The sequence below is a fragment of the Arthrobacter sp. KBS0703 genome (assembly GCF_002008315.2).
Classification (GTDB): domain Bacteria; phylum Actinomycetota; class Actinomycetes; order Actinomycetales; family Micrococcaceae; genus Arthrobacter.
The window spans coordinates 1149220-1168055 of record NZ_MVDG02000001.1 but is presented as its reverse complement, the minus strand read 5'-3'; the positions used below and the strand labels follow the sequence as shown (position 1 = coordinate 1168055).

Here is an 18836-nt window from a genome sequence, read left to right as displayed (position 1 = left end):
CGCTATCGGCTCAGGGCGCGGATCGTCCAGCCTGCCTCATGCGACGAGCCCGGGAGCAACTCCACCACATCTGTACCCGAATTGAACGCGTCGGGCGGGCAGGTCATCGGTTCCACTGCCAGTCCGAGCCGGTCCGGACCCACGGGCTTGTCCGCCGTGTGAACCTGCACCCACGGGCACCGCTTGTCCCATTCGATCTCCACTCCCGTCCCCGAGGGGTCAAAGACGCGCACCGTTGCCAGTCCGTCAGGGTTGCGGCTGAGGCTCGTGAACGCGTGGTCAATCCGGACGGAACCAAGGCCGCGCTCGTTCCGGAAATCGAACTCATGACCGTCAACGGACCTCATTTGCCGCGGCAGCAGCCGGTCCGGCGTGACTTCGAGAAACTCTCCAGCGGGGAGTTCCAGCGTCCAATTATCCAACGGGGCCGGGCCGGCGACGAGGTACGGATGCGGGCAAACCCCGTACGGGGCCGCCGTCTCACCGACGTTGGCGGCCGTGACAGCGCAGTGCAGGCCGTCGGCCAGCAGCTCATAGGAAGCGGTCACCGCAAGCGCCCCCGGATAGGCGGGTCCGGCAGCGACGTGGCACCGGAGAGTGACCGAGGAATCCGTCCGCTGCGCCAGGGTCCACGGCACATCCAGCACCAGGCCGTGGAGGGCCGTGTTCCGTTCGGGTTCGTTGATGGGCGCCTGGAATGCTGTGCCGCCGTGGCTGTAGCGGCCGCCGGCCACCCGGTTGGGCCACGGGACGCAGACCACTCCCCGGTAGTCCGGAATGGGGCCGTCCGCACCAAAGCCGACCACCAGGTCCCGGCCGTCGTACCGAAGTTCCCGCAGGGCTCCGCTGCGCTCGGTGATGATGGCCGAATAGGGGCCGAAACTTATGGCATGCTCCGTGCGCGGCATGGGCGTCCTGTCTCCTCTGTTAGCGCTAACTTTCCGTCACTACCAGCAAGGATAGCGCAGGGTCAGGGCAGGGTCAGGATGACCGGACCGTCCTCGGTGATGGCCACGGTGTGTTCGCTGTGTGCAGCCCTGCGGCCGTTGGCGGACCGGAGCGTCCACTCGTCCTCGTCGTGGTAGTAGTCACCACTACCTCCGAGAATGAGCATCGGCTCGATGGCGATGACCAGCCCCTCGGTCAGCTTGATCCCCCGGCCGGGGCGGCCGTCGTTGGGTACCGGAGGTTCCGCGTGCATGGTGCGGCCAATCCCGTGCCCGCCGTGGTCAGCCAACAGTCCGTAGCCCTCCCGCCGGGCGGCGCCGCCGATCGCGTACGCGAGGTCGCCCATCTTGTTGCCCACCCGCGCAGCGTCGATGCCCCTGGCCAGCGCGGCGTCCGTCGCCTCGATGAGCGCCTGGTCCACCGGATCCACCGTGCCCACGACAAAGCTGATGGCGGCATCCCCGCACCAGCCCTCAAGGAAGGCGCCGCAGTCCACGCTCAGCAGGTCTCCGTCCTGCAGCCGGTATCCGTTGGGGATCCCGTGCACCACGGCATCATTCACACTCGTGCAGATCACGCCGGGAAACGGAACGGCAGCCCAGCGCGGCCGGTAGTTGAGGAACGCCGGCGTGGCTCCGGCGTCGGAAATCGAGGCGGCGGCAACGCCGTCGAGTTCCGTCAGCGAAACACCGACGGCGGCTGCCTGCCGGACCGCCGCCAACGCGTTGGCCACGACGCGTCCCGCTTCGCGCATCAAGGCAATTTCCTCGGGAGTCTTGATCATGGACATGGGGGCCTCCGGGATTACTTGGGCGCGGCAGGTGGATCCGTGCCGGGCGGCGCCTCGTACGCGCATACTCTGTACCTGCCTACTCTAGGACCACGCGGGCCGCTCCGGCACCGGCAAACCACGCGGCGGGTTCCTTGAAGCAGCTATCGTGGCGGCATGGCAAATGAAGAGGTGCTGGCCGCCATCCGCTCCGAACTGCGCGCCGCGGCGGACCCGGTGCGCGGCGCCGCGGCTCAGGCCTACATGAAGTCGTCCACTCCGTCCCTCGGCGTCCGGGTGCCGGATGTGCGAAAGGCCACGAAGAGCATTGCGGCGGCCCATCCCTTTGCCTCCGCCGAGGACCTGCGGTCAACCGTGCTCGCCCTGTGGCGGGAGGCCGGCTACCGCGAGGAACGCTACGCGGCGATCGACCTCACCGGGCTGCGGCTGGTTGCCCGTGACCTCGGGATGCTGCCGGTGTACGAGGAAATCATCCGCACCGGCGCATCGTGGGATTACGTGGACGGCGTGGCCCACCGGATCTGCACCCTGCTCCAGGCCCACCGGGAGGAACTCACGCCCGTGCTGCTCCGCTGGAGCGCGGACCCGGACCTCTGGATCCGTCGGGCCTCCATCACCGCCCAGCTGGGCGCGAAGTCCCGCACGGACCCGGCCCTGCTCGCGAGCGTCATCGAGGCGAATATGGCCGACGGGGAGTTCTTCATCCGCAAGGCCATCGGCTGGGTGCTGCGCGAGTACGCCAAAACCGAGCCTGACTGGGTCCTGGACTTTGTGGCCAGGAACGGCCCTTCCCTCAGCCCGCTCTCGCGCAGGGAAGCCCTGAGGAACGTCGCGGTCAGATGACGGGTCGCGTGGTGACCGGCTGGTCCGACTTGCTGAACAGCAGCTTGGTCCTCCGGTCCAGGAAGATCAGGTAGAGCGCAAACAGGAGGGCGATGATGGCCGCGGCGTTGCGGGCAAGTGCCAACGCCAGGCCCAGGTCCTCAGTCTGCAAATACGGGAAGACCTCCAGCTGGTCTGAAATCGCGTAGACCATGAAGAAGGACACGATGAAGTACAGGGCTTTGACCTGCCAGTCATCGCGGATGCCGGTCACGGCAAACAGCGGGATCAGCCAGACGACGTACCAGGACTGGATCATCGGGGCCAGCACCACCACCGCCGCGAACGCCAGCGTCAGCCGGCGCATGATGCGGTCGTGGTCTCCCCTGAAGATCTGCCAGGCGACGATTCCCACGGCAAGCACCTTGCCGGCGTCGTAAACCAGTTTGGCGAGGCCCCACCCGTCGAAACTGAACGCGTTGGCGATGGAGGCCACCACCAGGCCCAGCAGGCCCACCGGGGCGTACCAGATCCACACGCTTCCGGGCGCGGACAGGCCGTTGATCCACCCGAAGCCGAAACCGTTCACCAGGCTCATGAGGTAGAGCAGGGCAAAACTGATTCCCGCGGTCAAGCCCCAGAAAACAAACCTCCGCGGCCAGCTGGCTCCCTTGCCCGCCCAGAGCAGTCCGATGAAGGGCAGGAAGACCACGGTAATGGGCTTCACCGCAATGGAGGCCGTCACCAGGACAATTCCGAAGATGACGCGCCTGGTGGCTGAGTAATACAGTCCGGCTAGGGCAAGGCCGATCATCAGCGAGTCGTTGTGGACGCTCGCAATGAAGTTGGTGAGGAAGAGCGGATTCGCCGCCGTAAGCCAGAGGGCGCGGTGGGGATTGACGCCGTGGAGTTCGGCGAGCTTGGGGACATAGATAATGCACAGCGCCACGCCGGCCAGCGCGGCGAGGCGGAACAGCATGATGCTTGCCTCGGGGTGGACGTTGGTGGACCAGACCACGAACTGCTCGATCCAAAGGAACAGCTGCCCGTACGGCACCGGGGCTTCGGTCCACATTTTGTCAGCGCCGAGCTGGAAATAGTTGGACAGGGCCGAGATGCCGTTCTCGTACGGGTTGAACCCCTCCACCATCAGCCGGCCCTGGCCGATGTAGGCATAAACGTCCCGGCTGAACAACGGGACCGTGAACATCATGGGCAGGCCCCACGCGGCAATGGCCTTCAGGGTGGCTTTTCGGGCCGCCTCACCCCAGATGTGGATGTGCTGGCCAAGCCTGAGCCACGCCCGGACCAGCAACATGCCGCCGACGGCCAAGAGCACGATCGACAACGCGACGCCGATGGCCTCGGTGCGCATCCAAATAAACAGCGGCATCCGCCGCAGCTCCGACGCCGGAGCCAGCCAGCCAACGCCCAGGGAGCCGATGACTAGGAACACCGAGCCAATGAAACCGGAGAGGATGGGCGAGCGGGGGTTGTCCACCTCTGCCGGGGCCGGGTCTGTGGAAAGGCCGGTGGCCTTTTCCCCAATCGCAGGCACGGGCGCCGTCATCTCAGGATCGTCCAATCTGTTGTGGGCATACTGCCGCCATCTGCGCCCGTTATATCCGGCCAGAATGGATCGCGGCAGGCGCACTGGGACGCCGCCACGTACCCGAAATCTTAGCACCGGACCGCAGCAGGACGGCTAAACGGTAGGCTGATCGGGTGCCTATTACTAACGAACGCATCGTCTGGATCGACTGCGAAATGACCGGCCTTGACAGTGTTAACGACGCCCTGATCGAAGTGGCTGCCCTGGTGACGGATTCCGAACTCAACATCCTCGGGGACGGGGTGGACGTCGTCATCAAGCCCGACGACGCGGCCCTCGCCCAGATGAATGACTTCGTCCGGGACATGCACACGCGCTCGGGCCTCCTCGAAGAGCTCCCCAAGGGAAAGACTCTGGCTGAGGCCGAAGCCGCCGTCCTGGAGTACATCCGCAAGTGGGTGCCGGATGCCCGCAAGGCGCCGCTCGCCGGAAATTCGGTCGGCACGGACCGCGTGTTCCTGGCCCGTGACATGCCGTCGGTCGTGGAGCACCTGCACTACAGGATCGTTGACGTGAGCACCATCAAGGAACTGTCGCGGCGCTGGTTCGCCCGCGCCTATTTCCAGGCACCCGCCAAGCATGGCGGGCACCGCGCGCTCGGCGACATCAAGGATTCGATTGATGAACTCCGCTATTACCGGGAAGCGGTCTTTGTGCCGGCCCCCGGCCCGGACAGCGTCACCGCCCAGCAGATCTCCAAGCGGATATCGGATCCGTCCACACCCGCCGATGAGCTCGCGGCGGGGACCGTTCCTTCGGCGGCCCCAGTGGAGCCCGGAAAGTAATCTGCGCCACGTTTGAGGGAAATTTTGCCGAAATGGCCAAAAGTGGCAAAACCACCCCCGAACAGCAGGTAAGCTATTTGACGTTGCCTTTTCGGACGAACGGCTTGCCGGACAGTCTGTCGGGGCACATGGTGGGCGTAGCTCAGTTGGCAGAGCGCCTGGTTGTGGTCCAGGAGGTCGCGGGTTCAACCCCCGTCGCTCACCCTCACCAAGGACGGCATTGACTTGCCGCCCAATCACAAAGGCCGCACCGGTTATCCGGTGCGGCCTTTGTTCGTTTCACACCATTGCCGGCTGAAGTCCGCCCTGCACCAAAGGATCCATCTGACATGACCGTTCTGCCTATCACCATCTGGGGCGAGCCGGTGCTGCACCGCCGCGCAGCCGAAGTTGAGGTGTTCGACGACGAACTCCGCCAGCTGATTGCCGACATGTTTGAGACCAATGACAAAGCCAACGGCGTGGGGCTGGCCGCACCCCAGGTGGGCGTAGGCAAACGGATCTTTGTGTACAAGTACGACAACGAGGACGGCGCGCCGCCTTCCGGGGTCCTGGTCAACCCCGTTCTGACACTTTCCAAGATCTCCGGCGCCCTGCCTGACCCGGACGAGGAGGTTGAGGGCTGCCTCTCCTTCCCGGGAGGCCAGTACCCCCTGAAGCGGGCGGACTGGGCGCGGGTCCAGGGCTTCGACGGGTTCGGCAACCCGGTGGACTTCGAAGCCACGGGCTGGTTCGCCCGGGTGATCCAGCATGAATACGACCACCTGGACGGCCGGCTCTACGTGAACCGCCTCATTGACAGGTACGCCCGCAAGGCGATGAAGCAGGCCAAGAAGAGCGGCTGGGGCGTCCCCGGGCTGACGTGGATGCCGGGAGTGGATCCGGACCCGTTCGGGCACTGAACCCTTCACTCACCGGGCTCGCGGCCCGGGCGCGGCTTCACCGGGTGGCATGGCTCGCAGCTTCACCGGGCGGCAATGGTCTGCTGCTGCGGGCAGGAGCTCAGCACGCGGGCCATGGCGTCCTTCTCCGGCTGCGTTACCCAGAGCCCGTAGGCCGTTTTCACCGAGATTTGCCGTGCGACGTAGTGGCACCTGAGGGCCTTGTTTTTCGGCAGCCAGGTTCCGGCATCCGAGGCGCTCTTCTCCTGATTGGCCGGGCCGTCCGCCGCAATGAGGTTCAGCGGATCATTGGCCAGATTCTGCCGCTCCCTGGGCGTGAGCTGCTGGGCTCCTTTCTGCCAGGCGTCGCCCAGGGCAACCACGTGGTCGATCTGCACGTCCTTGCTGGTGTCCGCGCCGCGGGTGAACGTCGCAACCCGGCCGACATACGGCTCGTGCATCGTCCCGGACACGACCTTGCACTTGGAGTCCTTCGCAAACACCACCTCGCGGAGATCGCGGCGCAGGATGTCATTGCGGGTATCGCACCCGTTCCGGTCGGCATCCTGCCAGGCCGGCCCGAACGCCGAGCGCTGGTAATCGTTCTTTGGCGCACGGCCTTTGACTGCGAGGCCCTCGAGGGCCGCTGCCGCACTGCCGCCGGGCACCGGGCGGGGCGGGATCACAGGCTTCATCCAGGCCGGGTCGAAAACGGGGGCCTCACTCGGGCCGGACACTGCCGGCTCCGCTACCGCAAACTGCCCGGCGATGAAAAACCAGATGATCAGGGCGACCAGAACAGCGGCGAAAGCCCCCAGCACGGCCCACGCCTGGCGCGAGCGGCGGCGGGCGCGCCGGTAGGCGGCCCAGCTGACGCTCACGTGCTCCGGGGCTTCAGGTCGGGTTTTCTACTCACCCCCAGAGCCTAGGCCGGAGCACTGACATCGGGGCCGTAATCCACAGTGTTGAGGAGTGGTGGGCTGTGCAGGAACAGTCGAGCAGTGCTATTGCTCCCGCATCACCCGCCGTAGGTCCACGTTGGCGAGGTCAAGAAGGCGTTCCAGTTGGGCCACCCTGTCGTCGCCGATTTCGCCGGCCGCGTGCGCAGCGCGGGCTTCGTCCAACAACAGCTGAGCTTTCTTTTGGTTGGCTCGCGCTACGTCGAGGGCATGTTCCAAGGTTGTCTCGTGCTGGAGAGTCGCGTCGTGTTCCATGTCACCAGTCTGGTCCCCTTTCCCGGCTGATTCCAGAGACTCGGCTGGGAACTTCCGGGGAAACAACGCAACCCGCTGCCAGGGCAGCGGGTTGCGTTGGATGGCTCCTAGGCCGGGTTACGGGCCCGGGGCTTCTAAGCCGGGTCGGCGTCAGGCCAGTGCAGCGGCGGCCAGCACGGGCGCGGCGTCCATGACGGAGTCCTTGGCGGGAAACGCCGGAGGATTCACGCCGGCCATTTCCTCCATGACGCGGACCACCTGGCAGCTGTAGCCGAACTCGTTGTCGTACCAGACGTACAGCACCAGGTTCTTCTCGTTGGCGATCGTGGCCAGGCCGTCCACGATGCCTGCCCGGCGCGAGCCGACGAAGTCCGTGGACACAACCTCCGGGGAGTCGATGTAGTCGATCTGCTTGCGCAGCTCCGAGTGCAGCGACATTTCCCGCAGGAAGTCGTTGATCTCGTCTTTGGTGGTTCCCCGCTCAAGGCTGAGGTTCAGGATCGCCAGGGACACGTCCGGCGTGGGGACGCGGATGGAGCTGCCCGTGAGCTTGCCCAGCAGTTCCGGCAGCGCCTTGGCCACGGCCTTGGCGGCACCGGTCTCGGTGATGACCATGTTCAGCGCAGCGGAGCGGCCGCGACGGTCACCCTTGTGGAAGTTGTCGATCAGGTTCTGATCGTTCGTGAAGGAGTGCACGGTCTCGACGTGGCCGTGGACCACACCGTACTTGTCGTTGATCGCCTTCAGGACCGGGGTGATGGCATTGGTGGTGCACGATGCTGCGGTCACGATCTTGTCCGAGTCCAGGATCGTTCCGTGGTTGATGCCATGGACGATGTTCTTCAGGTCGCCCTTGCCCGGGGCCGTGAGGAGCACGCGGGCCACGCCCTTGCTCAGGAGGTGCTGGGACAGGCCTTCGGCGTCGCGCCAGCGGCCCGTGTTGTCAACCACCAGGGCGTCCTTGATGCCGTAGGCCGTGTAGTCGATGGTGGCGGGGTTGTCCGAGTAGATGACCTGGACCTGGACGCCGTTGGCGGTGATGGTGTTGGCTTCCTGGTCCACCTTGATGGTGCCTTCGAAGGAGCCGTGCACCGAGTCGCGGCGCAGGAGGCTGGCGCGCTTGGACAGGTCGTTGTCGGAGCCGCGGCGGACCACGATGGCGCGCAGCCGCAGGCCGTGCCCGCCGCCTGCCTTTTCGATGAGGAGGCGTGCCAGCAGGCGGCCGATCCGGCCGAAGCCGTAAAGCACGACGTCGGTGCTGGTGCGGTCGTCTGCGCCCCGCTTGCCTACTATCTCGGCCAGTTCGGCGCGGAGGAATTCCTCGAGAGTGGCGTCGCCGCCGTCGGACTTGAACTTCTGGTTCAGGCGCGCGATGTCGATGGCCGCGGCGCCCAGCTCCAGCTTGGCGAGGGTGTCCAGCAGCGGCGCGGTCTCCTCCAGGAGGAGCTCATCCTTGCTCATCCGGCGGGCAAAGCGGTGGGCCTTGAGGATGTTCATGGTGGATTTGTTGATCAGGCTGCGCCCGTGGATGGAGGTCACCACGTTGTTCTCGCGGTACAGCCGGCCGATCACCGGGATCATGGCCTCGGCGAGCGCCTCGCGGCCCATCCACGTATCAAGACAAGAATCTGACGTCTGGCTCACAGAACTACCTTCCTTGGTTCAACCGGATACGTCGTCGTAAACCGGATGGCGGCCACCTGAAGTTATCCAGGGGCGCTGGCACCGGCAGGGTTTCGGTCCACCCCGGATGCCGTTGTACGTTGCAAAGAAAAACCGCCGGCTGCGAACGCAGATCCGGCGGAAGAACTTCTACGTTCACTGTCCATTCTAAGGCGGGGCCGTATGCCCGGACCGCCGCCGCGTGCGTGAATTCACTCACACCGGGCAGGGCCCGAAGCTGGCCAAGGGGATGGATGGGTTGACCGATACGCCGGGTTCTGTGCTCCCGTGCCGTTACCAGCGCGGGAGTAGCGGCCATCCATCTACGGACGCCGTTGCCGACGCCCTCCAGCGGCCTACCCGGGCACTCGGGCGAGCAGCCCTCAATCGTGCCCTGTCTGGCCTTGCTCCGGGTGGGGTTTACCTAGCCTTCCCGGTCACCCGGGAAGCTGGTGGTCTCTTACACCACCGTTTCACCCTTACCTGCTTCGTGCCGCTTTCAAAACGGCGCGGGGCAGGCGGTCTGTTTTCTGTGGCACTGGCCTGCGGGTTACCCCGAGTGGGCGTTACCCACCACCCTGCTCTGCGGAGCCCGGACGTTCCTCGAGCCACTCGCGTGACGCGCGGCCGCCTGGTCAACCCATCCGCCGTCCAGTCTACGGGCTTCCCTGCCTGCCCCGCTCCGCGCCGGCCCCGGGGCTCGGTGAGACAATTAATACGCTAGAACTCTCACTAAGGAGGGGATCCCATGGACCCCACCAGCATCGTTATTGTCGCCATCCTCGTCGTCCTGCTGCTGATTGCGGCGAGGATGTCCATCCGGATCGTCCGGCAGTATGAGCAGGGCGTGCTCTTCAGGCTGGGCCGGGTGGTCGGAGTCAGAATGCCGGGGCTTCGCTTCATCATCCCGGTCATCGATCGGCTTCACCTGGTCAGCCTGCGGATCGTGACCATGCCCATCCAGTCGCAGGGCATCATCACGCAGGACAACGTCAGCGTCGACATTTCCGCAGTGGCGTACTACCGGGTGGTGGACGCCGTGAAGTCGGTGGTGGCGATCGAGAACGTCGCTGCCGCCATCAACCAGATCGCCCAGACCACGCTGCGCAAGGTGGTGGGCCGGCACAGCCTTGACCAGACACTGTCAGAGACGGAGCAGATCAACACCGACATCCGCGAGATCCTGGACGCCCTGACGCTCGAGTGGGGCGTGGCGGTCACGCTGGTGGAGCTGAAGGACATCCAGCTGCCGGACGGCATGAAACGCGCCATGGCCCGCCAGGCGGAGGCCGAGCGGGAGAAGCGCGCCAAGATCATCGCCGCCCAGGGCGAGGCCATCTCGGCGGCCGCCCTTGGCGACGCCTCGGACACCATGATGGCGCATCCGCTGGCACTGCAGCTCCGGAACCTGCAGTCCCTGGTCGAGATCGGCGTCGACAGGAACACGACCGTTGTTTTCCCGGCGCCGCTGATGAGCACCATCGGTGAGCTCTCGGCGTTCCTGGCCCTGTCTCTTATACACATCTAGATGTGTATAAGAGACAGGCCGCGCAGGCGGCAGCGTCACAGGCCGCGTCGTCGCAGGCGGTGACGTCCCAGGCCCCGCCGTCACAGGTCAAGGCCGCCTAGCCACCGGCCCGTCCGTTCGGCCGGGGCCGGAGTGGCAGGCACCGCCCGCCTCAGGCGCCCGGCGGCAGGCGGCCGGCGGCCGGCTGAGGCTTATGATCGGGGCATGGGCAACCGTCCCGTAGCGCGACGGCGGCTGCTGCAGTGGACAGCGTCCGGAGCCGGCGTTGCCGCGCTGGCAGCCTGTCTCTTATACACATCTAGATGTGTATAAGAGACAGGGCCCGCACCGGCCAGCGCGAAAGCGGACAGCACGACGGCGGCCACAGCGCCGCCGTCGACAATCCCTGGCGGCCCTCCGGCGGTGGAAATGACCACCGGCTCCTTCGTCTCGACGTTCCGGCCCGCGGCGGCCACCCTCTGGACTATCGCCACGCCCGCTGTGCCCGGCAGGGGCGCCACGGACTATCCCGTTGCCGTCTTCCTCCATGGCCTGGGCGGCAACAACAGGGGAATTTTCGATGTTCTTGGGGCGCAGGCAGTCCTAGGGCGCCATCTCGCCGCCGGCGGGGCGCCGTTCGCCATTGCCGCGGTGGACGGAGGCGACACCTGGTGGCACGCCCGCGCGGACGGCAGCGACACCCAGTCGATGCTCGTGAAGGAATTTGTGCCTTTCCTCGGCGGCGAGGGCTACGACCTTGGGCGGATCGGCCTCTTCGGCGTGTCAATGGGCGGCTTCGGTTCCCTCCTTCTGGCCTCGCAGGCCCGGCTCCCCGGACTCCGGGCTGTGGCGGCCATGAGTCCGGCAGTCTGGGCCAGCTACGACGCGGGAATAGAAAGCGCCTTCGACAGCCCGGCCGATTTCGCGGCCAACGACGTGTTCGCGCTCCGGCCGCGGCTCGCAGCAACGCCCAAACGGATCGATTGCGGTACCGAAGACGAGCTGTTCGCCACGGTCAGGGACTACGTTCGCGGACTCCCCGTCCCGGCCGAAGGAGGCTTTCAGCCCGGTGGCCACGATGAGGCCTACTGGCGGTCCGTCCTGCCGAATGTCGTGTCATTCCTGGGCTGGCACCTCGGCTGAGCCTGCGCCTGCGGAAAGTGCCTCCGGCACGCGCACCGGTAAGATCGTACGGTGCTAATCCTGCTCCCCCCGTCCGAAGGCAAGACTCCGGCCGTCCGCGGCAACTCCATGGACTGGGCGTCCCTGAGCTTCCCTGAGCTCAACACCTACCGGGCCAAGGTGCTCGATGCCCTGGGAACGGTCAGTGCGCACGAGGACGCCCTCGCCATTCTGGGCGTCGGAGCGTCTCTGAAGGACGACGTCGAACGCAACACCCGGCTTCACGCGGAACCGGCCGCGCCGGCGCACCAGGTCTACTCCGGGGTGCTCTACGATGCGCTGGGCTACAAGACATTGACGCCGGTCCAGCGCCGCAGGGCGGATGAATCGGTGCTGGTGGTCTCTGCACTCTGGGGAGCCATCCGGTTCGCGGACCCGGTCCCCGCCTACCGGCTGTCCATGTCAGCGGCACTGCCCGACGTCGGACGCCTCGCGTCGTTCTGGAAACCGCAGCTCACGGACGCCCTCGCCGCCGCGGCTGACGGCGAGCTGCTGGTTGACTGCCGGTCGAGCACCTATGCCGCGGCGTGGACTCCCCCGGCGTCGAACACCGTGGCCGTGAACGTCTTCACTGAGGTGAATGGCGTGCGCAAGGTGGTCAGCCACTTCGCAAAGCACACCCGGGGCGAGCTGGCCCGGCACCTGCTGACCCGGCGGGGCAAGGCTCCGGAGACGCCGCAGCAGCTGCACAAGGCCGCGGGCGAGACGTGGACTTCGGAGCTCGTGCCCGGCACGGCCCGCAAGGCACATGCACTGAACATCATCCTGCCCGGCTGACACCCAAGTAGGTAGCAGCAGGCGCCGTTCTCAGCGCTGGGAACCGTGCGTACTGCTACCCAGTTGGGTCAGACCCATTCGGCGGAGCGCACCAGGATGCAGCCGGAGTCGGGGCAGAAGACGATGTCGTCCTCGGCTGCGGCCTTTATTTCGGCGAGGTCGCCGGGGCTCAGCTGCATGCCGGAGCCTTCGGACGTGCCGTGGAAGAGCCTGGCGGCGCCAACTCCGCGCTTTGCCAGCGTTTTTTCGTACACGGCGAGCATTCCCGTATCCAGGCCTGCGGCGAACTCGGCGCGCCGGGCGGCCACCTCGGTTGCCTCGGCGGCGATTTCGGCAAGGGCGGCGTCGAGTTCCGCGCGGATCACGCCGAACGAGCCCTGGATGTCGTCAACGATGCGCTGCTGGGCCGCCTGCCGTTCGCGCAGGCCGTCCAGCCGCTCCAGCACCTCGAGTTCGACGTCTTCAAGATCGGAGCGCCGCTTGTTGAGCGAGGCGATGTCCTTTTGCAGGGCCACGAGGTCCTTGGACAGGCCCGTGCCGCTGTTGAGCCTTGCTTCGTCCCGTTCAATGCGGCTGGCCACCTGCTCCACATCGGCCTCGGAGCGCTTCAGCTCCGCCTCCGCATCGTGGACGGCCATCTTCGCGGCACCGAGCTCTCCGTTGGCGATTCCGAGCGCCGCCTGGAGATCCGAGATCCGGGGATCGGTTTCAAGGCTGCGGCGGCGGTTGGACAGTGACCTGAGCCTGGCGTCCAGGCCCTGGAGATCGAGCAACTTCAACTGTTCCGCCGGTGCTGCCTTGGCCACGATTACCTCCGCTTGTTCCCATCCGGCCTGCGCCGGGCACCCCTACGGGGGCTTTATAGACTCTAGTCCCCGCCGGGAGTCAGAATGAAGTCCCACGGATCGCTGTTGGTGGTGCTCACCCGGATCTCGACGTCGAGGCCCTGGTCCCCGAGGACATTTCCGAGCGCGTCCGCCGCAGCCGGAAGCCACAGCCACTCGCTGGCGAAATGCGACACGTCAATAAGGTAAGGGCGGCCGTTGACCGCGGCCTCGCGCGCCTCGGACGCCGGGTGGTGCCGGAGGTCGGCCGTGACGAACAGGTCCGCATTGCTGGCCCGCACTTCGTCCAGGAGCGAATCCCCCGCCCCGCCGCAGACGGCAATCCGGCGGACCAGGCCGTCCTTGTCCCCGGAGACCCGGACGCCGCCCGCCACCGACGGCAGGATGCCGAAGACCCGGGCCGCGAACTCGCCCACGGTGGTTGCCTCGGCCAGGTCCCCCACTCTGCCGATGCCTTCCTCCGGAAGGCCGTTGGCGGCAGGGGTCAGCGGTGCAACGTTTTCCAGCCCCAGGGCGTCGGCCAGCACGTCGGAGACGCCTCCGACGGCGGAATCGCCGTTCGTATGGACGGTCAGCAGCGCCGTGCCCGACTCAATCAGGCGGTGGACCGCCCTGCCTTTGGCGGTATTCGCCGCGACGGTGGTGACACCCCTGAGCAGCAGGGGATGGTGCGTGATGAGGAGCTCCGCGCCCCATTCGATGGCCTCGTCGATCACCTCAAGCGTGGGATCCACGGCGAACATGACCCGGGTGACTTCAGCGGACGGGTGTCCTGCCACGAGGCCCACCTCGTCCCACTCCTCGGCCAGCGACTCGGGCCAGAGCTCTTCGACTGCCAGCATGAGCTGCCCGAGCGTGGCTGCAGCAGGTGATTCCGCGGCGTCTTCCGGAGTTTCCTCCGGTGCTGCTGCCACGTCACTGTTCACAGGTTCCATACTCATATTTTTACCCTACAGTCGGGCCTGTCCCGTGGCCGTTACGAGGCCGTAGGGTTACTTGGGGAATCATCCGCGTGCCTGAACCATTGAAGAGGACATGAAAACTTTTGTGCTTGGCGGAGGATGCTTCTGGTGCCTCGACGCCGTTTACCAGAAAACGAAGGGCGTCACGTCCGTCGTCTCGGGATACACCGGCGGCCACGACCGCCACCCGGACTATTACTCCGTCTGCTCAGGCACCACCGGCCACGCGGAGGTTGTTGCCGTAACCTTCGACGAAGATGTCATCCCCGCCGACGTCATCCTGGACATGTTCTTCGCCCTGCATGACCCCACCACGCTCAACCGCCAGGGATACGACGTCGGCACTCAGTACCGCTCATCCATGTTCTATGAGACCACCGAGGAGAAGATCCTCTTCGAGGAAGCGATCGAGCGGAACCAGGCCCTGTGGTCACGGCCCATCGTGACTGAGGTCAGCCGGCTTCCTGACTTTTATCCCGCGGAAAATATCCACCAGAACTACTACGCCAAGTTCCCCGAACAGGGTTACTGCCAGGTCATCATCAACCCCAAGCTGGCCAAGGCACGGAAATATTACTCTGCATGGCTTAATGCTTAGCAGGGTCGCTTGCGCCCTCGTTAGGCTGACCAAAGTATTCCCTCCTGAGAGATAGGCGTAAGTACATGGCACGGATCTACGACGATGTAACGCAGCTGGTAGGCGGCACCCCCCTGGTCAGGCTGAACCGGCTGACCGAGGGCCTGGATGCCCAGGTGGCCGTCAAGCTCGAGTTCTACAACCCGGCCAACAGCGTCAAGGACCGCATCGGAGTCGCCATCATCGACGCCGCTGAAAAGTCCGGCGCGCTCAAGCCCGGCGGGACCATCGTTGAAGGTACGTCCGGCAACACCGGCATCGCGCTGGCCATGGTGGGTGCTGCCCGCGGCTACAAGGTCATCCTGACCATGCCGGAGACCATGTCCACCGAACGCCGTGTCATGCTGCGCGCCTTTGGTGCCGAGATTGTGCTGACGCCGGGGTCCGAAGGGATGCGCGGCGCCGTGGAGAAGGCCCAGGAAATCGTGGCCAACACGGAGAACTCCATCTGGGCACAGCAGTTCGCCAACGAGGCCAACCCGGAGATCCACCGGAAGACCACGGCCGAGGAAATCTGGGAAGACACCGACGGCAAGGTCGACATCTTTGTGTCCGGCATCGGCACCGGCGGAACCATCACCGGCGTCGGGCAGGTCCTGAAGGAACGCAAGCCCGAGGTCCAGATCGTGGCCGTCGAACCCAAGGACTCCCCCATCCTCAACGGCGGCGCACCCGGCCCGCACAAGATCCAGGGCCTCGGCGCCAACTTCATCCCCGAGCTCCTGGACACCAACGTCTACGACGAGGTCTTGGACGCCACCCTTGAGGATTCCGTGGCCGTGGCCCGGGACCTCGGCGTCAGGGAAGGCATCCTAGGCGGTATCTCGTCCGGCGCCATCGTTTGGGGCGCGCTGGAACTCGCCAAGCGCCCGGAGAACGCGGGCAAGCTGATTGTGGCTGTGGTCTGCGACTTCGGTGAGCGTTACATCTCCACCGTCCTCTATGACGACATCCGGGGCTAAGCCTTAACCAGCTGCTTTCCGTTTCCTGTAGAAAGATCTTTGTGGGCTTCTTCGCAAGACTTAAGGAAGACCTCGACGCCGCCCGGTCCCACGACCCGGCGGCTCGAGGCTCTTTTGAGAACTTTTTCGCCTATTCCGGGCTCCACGCCATCTGGGCGCACCGGCTGACGCACAAGCTGTGGCAGAATCCTGCACTTCGGTTTCCGGCGCGGCTCATTTCGCAGCTGACGCGGTTCCTGACGGGAATCGAGATCCATCCGGGTGCCACGATCGGACGCAGGTTCTTCATCGACCACGGCATGGGCGTGGTGATCGGTGAGACGGCCGAAATCGGCGAAGACGTGATGATCTACCACGGTGTGACCCTTGGTGGCAGGTCGCTCGCGAAGGTGAAGCGCCACCCCACCATCGAGGACCGTGTGACGATCGGGGCCGGGGCAAAGATCCTCGGGCCCATCACGATCGGACGGGACAGCGCAGTGGGCGCCAACGCCGTCGTCGTCAAGGATGCGCCGCCAGAGTCCATCGTGACCGGCGTACCGGCCAGCTGGCGCCACCGTGACGCCCAGCGTGAGACCAAACCGGCCGTGGATCCGGCCGAGTATTACATCGAGTACCGGATCTAAGCTCAGCGCGCTACGCGCTTGAGGACGGCCATGACGGCGGCGTCATACGCCCGGTCCGGCAGGATCCGCCGCAGCGCCAGGATTGCGGCCGCGCCCCGGCCTACGGGGTAACGCGTCTTAGGGCGCGCCGAGGTGGCCGCATGCAGGACTGCGTCCGCTACGACTTCCGGGCGCGTGGACGTGGCCGGCCTGTCAGTGGACGCCAGCACAGCGGCCATTTCCTTTGCCTGGTCCATGTACGGGCCGCGTCCGGAGCTGGCCAGCAGCCCCTCAGCGGAGATGCGCCCCCATTCAGTCAGGGTGCTGGCAGGTTCAATGATTGATACGCCGACGCCGTGCGGCTTCAGTTCGAGCCGCAGGGCATCGCTGAGGCCTTCGACGGCGAACTTGGTGGCGTGGTACCAGGTGCCGAGCGGCTCGTAGAACTTTCCGCCGATGGACGAGATGTTGATGATCCGCCCGTGCCCCGCGGCGCGCATGGCCGGCAGGACCAGCTGGGTCATCCGCGCGAGGCCAAAGACGTTGACATCGAACTGCCGTCTGCCTTCCGCCAGATCCACTTCCTCCAGCGCACCGAAGGAGCCGTAGCCGGCATTGTTCACCAGGACGTCGATCCGGGCGTGTGCGTCCAGGACGGTGTCCACGGCGGCTTTCATCGACTCTTCGTCCGTGACGTCCAGTTCCAGGACGTTGACGCCGTGGGCTTTGAGGGGTTCCATCCTGTCCACCCGCCGTGCCCCGGCGTAGACCGTGAATCCGCTGGCGGCGAGCTTTTTCGCTGCCTCAAATCCGATGCCTGTGGATGCTCCGGTGACGAACGCTACTGGCTGGGACACTCGTGACTCCTAGATTTGGGGAACGGTGTTCGGCGGAACAGTTGGCGCCGGACACAACAACGGCCGGCACCTCCCCAGAGTATCGGGGATGTGCCGGCCGTTGGTGTCGGAACGGTCCTGCGCTAGCCGGAGACTGCGCTAGCCGGTGACTAGTGGGTGTCCACTGCCTCGATCTCGGACTTGTCCTCGCCCCACAGGGTGTGGAACGTGCCCTCAGCGTCAACACGGCCGTAGGTGTGGGCGCCGAACAGGTCGCGCTGGCCCTGGATCACGGCAGCCGGCAGGCGCTTGCGGCGCAGGCCGTCGTAGTAGGCCAGCGAAGAGGAGAAGACCGGCACGGGGATACCCAGCTGCACAGCCGTCGCAACCACGCGGCGCCAGGCCGGAAGGACCTCGGCGATGGCCTTGGTGAAGGCCGGGGCGAACAGCAGGTTTGCCGGCTTCTCGTCGGCGGCGTAGGCCTTGGTGATTTCCTTGAGCAATTCCGCACGGATGATGCAGCCGCCGCGCCAGAGCGAAGCGATCTCGTCCAGCTTCAGGTCCCAGCCGTATTCCTTGGCTGCGGACGTCAGCATGTCCAGGCCCTGAGCGTAGGAAACCAGCTTGGAGGCGTACAGCGCCTGGCGGACGTCCTCGACGAACGTCTCCGGGACCTCCACGGCAATTTCCTCGCCGGCGAGGAGTTCCTGGGCCAGCTTGCGCTGCTCGGCCTGCGAGGACAGTGCGCGGGCGAACACGGACTCGGCAATGCCCGACGTCGGGGATCCCAGCTCGAGGGCGGAGATGACCGTCCAACGGCCGGTGCCCTTCTGGCCGGCGGCGTCGACGACGACGTCCACGAACGGCTTGCCCGTGCGGGTGTCCACGTGGCCGAGGACCTCGGCGGAGATTTCGATCAGGAACGAGGCGAGATCGCCCTTGTTCCACTCGGCGAAGATCTTGGACTGCTCGGCCGGCTCAATGCCGGCGCCGGAGCGGAGGAGATCAAAGGCTTCGCCGATGACCTGCATGTCGGCGTATTCGATGCCGTTGTGGACCATCTTGACGAAGTGGCCGGCGCCGTCGGTGCCGATCCAGGCGCAGCAGGGCTGGCCGTCGACGTTAGCGGCGATCTTTTCCAGCAGCGGACCGAGGGCGTCGTAGGACTCCTTGGAACCGCCTGGCATGATGGACGGGCCGTTGAGTGCGCCCTCCTCACCGCCGGAGACACCGATGCCGACGAAGTGCAGGTCCTTCTTGGCCAGGGCGGCTTCGCGGCGGCGGGTGTCCTCGTAGTGCGAGTTGCCGGCGTCGATGATGATGTCGCCCGCCTCGAGCAGCGGTTCGAGCTGCTCAATCACGGAGTCAACCGGCTTGCCGGCCTTGACCATGATCAGGACCCGGCGCGGCTTCTCGAGCGAGTTAACGAGCTCTTGCAGGCTCTCGGTCCGGACGAAGTCGCCTTCGTGACCGTACTTTTCCAGCAGTGTGTCGGTCTTCTCGACCGACCTGTTGTGCAGGGCAACGGTGAAGCCGTTCCGGGCCAGGTTGCGCGCAAGGTTGGCGCCCATCACCGCAAGGCCGGTGACACCGATGTGTGCTGACATCAAAACTCCAATTCATTTCTGTGCAACGTGTGCAATGGGTCCCGCACGTCCTGCGGAACACGCTTAAGGCAAAGTGGCTGTGAATAAACCATATGTATTGCGGGGCACGTGGGGAAAGTGGCGCCCACGTAGTGGAAAGACGCGCGTCACAAACAGTCTATGATGTGCGGCGCTGCGCGCGCCCGCGGCCGGGGGTGAGGCG

Annotated in this window: 20 protein-coding genes, 1 tRNA gene and 1 other RNA gene; 11 read left to right on the top strand and 11 right to left on the bottom strand. The window is 65.7% G+C overall.

Annotation, left to right across the window (positions count from 1 at the left end; translation table 11 throughout):
- Window positions 1-2 precede the first annotated feature (2 nt).
- Together B1A87_RS05520 and map are read right to left on the bottom strand one after the other, a co-directional pair.
- On the bottom strand, window positions 3-908 hold the full coding sequence (locus tag B1A87_RS05520; protein ID WP_078028782.1) for an aldose 1-epimerase family protein: 906 nt from the start codon (window positions 906-908) through the stop codon (window positions 3-5).
- A gap of 62 nt (window positions 909-970) precedes the next feature.
- Window positions 971-1738, bottom strand: a complete 768-nt coding sequence (gene map, locus B1A87_RS05515; RefSeq protein WP_078028781.1) for a type I methionyl aminopeptidase — start codon at window positions 1736-1738, stop codon at window positions 971-973.
- A gap of 156 nt (window positions 1739-1894) precedes the next feature.
- Here map and B1A87_RS05510 point away from each other — a divergent pair, with 156 nt between their 5' ends.
- On the top strand, window positions 1895-2581 hold the full coding sequence (locus B1A87_RS05510) for a DNA alkylation repair protein (protein ID WP_078028780.1): 687 nt from the start codon (window positions 1895-1897) through the stop codon (window positions 2579-2581).
- On the opposite strand, the gene mptB is transcribed toward B1A87_RS05510, so the two are convergent.
- Window positions 2574-4130, bottom strand: a complete 1557-nt coding sequence (gene mptB, locus B1A87_RS05505; protein ID WP_078028779.1) for a polyprenol phosphomannose-dependent alpha 1,6 mannosyltransferase MptB — start codon at window positions 4128-4130, stop codon at window positions 2574-2576. The genes B1A87_RS05510 and mptB overlap by 8 nt on opposite strands.
- Before the next feature lie 155 nt (window positions 4131-4285).
- Between mptB and orn the strand changes: the two genes are divergently transcribed.
- The 3 genes from orn (at window position 4286) to def (ending at window position 5859) form a co-directional block, all read left to right on the top strand.
- Complete coding sequence (gene orn / locus B1A87_RS05500) at window positions 4286-4957, top strand: oligoribonuclease (protein ID WP_260680691.1); 672 nt, start codon at window positions 4286-4288, stop codon at window positions 4955-4957.
- Window positions 4958-5088: 131 nt separating this feature from the next.
- Window positions 5089-5161: transfer RNA gene (locus B1A87_RS05495), tRNA-His, on the top strand.
- A 125-nt stretch (window positions 5162-5286) separates the two neighbouring features.
- Window positions 5287-5859 (top strand): peptide deformylase, encoded by a 573-nt coding sequence (def, locus tag B1A87_RS05490; RefSeq protein WP_078028777.1) that lies wholly within the window; start codon window positions 5287-5289, stop codon window positions 5857-5859.
- A 62-nt stretch (window positions 5860-5921) separates the two neighbouring features.
- Here def and B1A87_RS05485 read toward each other — a convergent pair whose 3' ends face one another.
- The 4 genes from B1A87_RS05485 to rnpB all read right to left on the bottom strand — a co-directional run bounded on the left by B1A87_RS05485 (window position 5922) and on the right by rnpB (window position 9357).
- Complete coding sequence (locus B1A87_RS05485) at window positions 5922-6719, bottom strand: HNH endonuclease family protein (protein ID WP_078028776.1); 798 nt, start codon at window positions 6717-6719, stop codon at window positions 5922-5924.
- Window positions 6720-6842: 123 nt separating this feature from the next.
- Entirely contained in the window at window positions 6843-7052 is a 210-nt protein-coding gene (locus B1A87_RS05480; RefSeq protein WP_078028775.1) for a hypothetical protein, read from the bottom strand.
- 150 nt (window positions 7053-7202) lie between these two features.
- On the bottom strand, window positions 7203-8696 hold the full coding sequence (locus tag B1A87_RS05475; RefSeq protein ID WP_078028774.1) for a glyceraldehyde-3-phosphate dehydrogenase: 1494 nt from the start codon (window positions 8694-8696) through the stop codon (window positions 7203-7205).
- 269 nt (window positions 8697-8965) lie between these two features.
- Window positions 8966-9357, bottom strand: an RNA gene (rnpB, locus tag B1A87_RS05470) — RNase P RNA component class A.
- 105 nt (window positions 9358-9462) lie between these two features.
- Between rnpB and B1A87_RS05465 the strand changes: the two genes are divergently transcribed.
- The 4 genes from B1A87_RS05465 to B1A87_RS05450 all read left to right on the top strand — a co-directional run bounded on the left by B1A87_RS05465 (window position 9463) and on the right by B1A87_RS05450 (window position 12180).
- Entirely contained in the window at window positions 9463-10242 is a 780-nt protein-coding gene (locus tag B1A87_RS05465) for a slipin family protein (protein WP_144275729.1), read from the top strand.
- Between the two features lie 265 nt (window positions 10243-10507).
- Window positions 10508-10654, top strand: coding sequence for a hypothetical protein (locus B1A87_RS22855; protein WP_185982246.1), 147 nt, complete (start codon window positions 10508-10510; stop codon window positions 10652-10654).
- Window positions 10651-11364 (top strand): alpha/beta hydrolase family protein, encoded by a 714-nt coding sequence (locus B1A87_RS05455; protein ID WP_144275727.1) that lies wholly within the window; start codon window positions 10651-10653, stop codon window positions 11362-11364. Before B1A87_RS22855 ends, B1A87_RS05455 begins: the two co-directional genes overlap by 4 nt.
- Window positions 11365-11415: 51 nt before the next feature.
- Window positions 11416-12180, top strand: coding sequence for a YaaA family protein (locus B1A87_RS05450; RefSeq protein WP_078028770.1), 765 nt, complete (start codon window positions 11416-11418; stop codon window positions 12178-12180).
- Between the two features lie 68 nt (window positions 12181-12248).
- Here the strand turns inward: B1A87_RS05450 and B1A87_RS05445 are convergent, their stop codons facing one another.
- Both B1A87_RS05445 and B1A87_RS05440 read right to left on the bottom strand, forming a co-directional pair.
- Window positions 12249-12986, bottom strand: a complete 738-nt coding sequence (locus tag B1A87_RS05445) for a zinc ribbon domain-containing protein (RefSeq protein ID WP_078028769.1) — start codon at window positions 12984-12986, stop codon at window positions 12249-12251.
- Between the two features lie 62 nt (window positions 12987-13048).
- Complete coding sequence (locus tag B1A87_RS05440; protein ID WP_139362859.1) at window positions 13049-13960, bottom strand: Nif3-like dinuclear metal center hexameric protein; 912 nt, start codon at window positions 13958-13960, stop codon at window positions 13049-13051.
- Window positions 13961-14060: 100 nt separating this feature from the next.
- Between B1A87_RS05440 and msrA the strand changes: the two genes are divergently transcribed.
- The 3 genes from msrA (at window position 14061) to epsC (ending at window position 16212) form a co-directional block, all read left to right on the top strand.
- Window positions 14061-14585 (top strand): peptide-methionine (S)-S-oxide reductase MsrA, encoded by a 525-nt coding sequence (gene msrA, locus B1A87_RS05435; protein ID WP_078028767.1) that lies wholly within the window; start codon window positions 14061-14063, stop codon window positions 14583-14585.
- Between the two features lie 65 nt (window positions 14586-14650).
- Window positions 14651-15586: a cysteine synthase A gene (gene cysK / locus B1A87_RS05430; RefSeq protein ID WP_078028766.1), complete on the top strand. Its 936-nt coding sequence runs from the start codon at window positions 14651-14653 to the stop codon at window positions 15584-15586.
- A gap of 41 nt (window positions 15587-15627) precedes the next feature.
- Window positions 15628-16212 carry a serine O-acetyltransferase EpsC gene (epsC, locus tag B1A87_RS05425; RefSeq protein WP_078028764.1) on the top strand — a complete coding sequence of 195 codons (585 nt, stop codon included), beginning with the start codon at window positions 15628-15630 and terminating at the stop codon, window positions 16210-16212.
- A 2-nt stretch (window positions 16213-16214) separates the two neighbouring features.
- Here the strand turns inward: epsC and B1A87_RS05420 are convergent, their stop codons facing one another.
- Window positions 16215-17048 carry an oxidoreductase gene (locus B1A87_RS05420; protein ID WP_078028762.1) on the bottom strand — a complete coding sequence of 278 codons (834 nt, stop codon included), beginning with the start codon at window positions 17046-17048 and terminating at the stop codon, window positions 16215-16217.
- A gap of 149 nt (window positions 17049-17197) precedes the next feature.
- Window positions 17198-18634: an NADP-dependent phosphogluconate dehydrogenase gene (gndA, locus tag B1A87_RS05415; RefSeq protein ID WP_078028760.1), complete on the bottom strand. Its 1437-nt coding sequence runs from the start codon at window positions 18632-18634 to the stop codon at window positions 17198-17200.
- Window positions 18635-18836 lie beyond the last annotated feature (202 nt).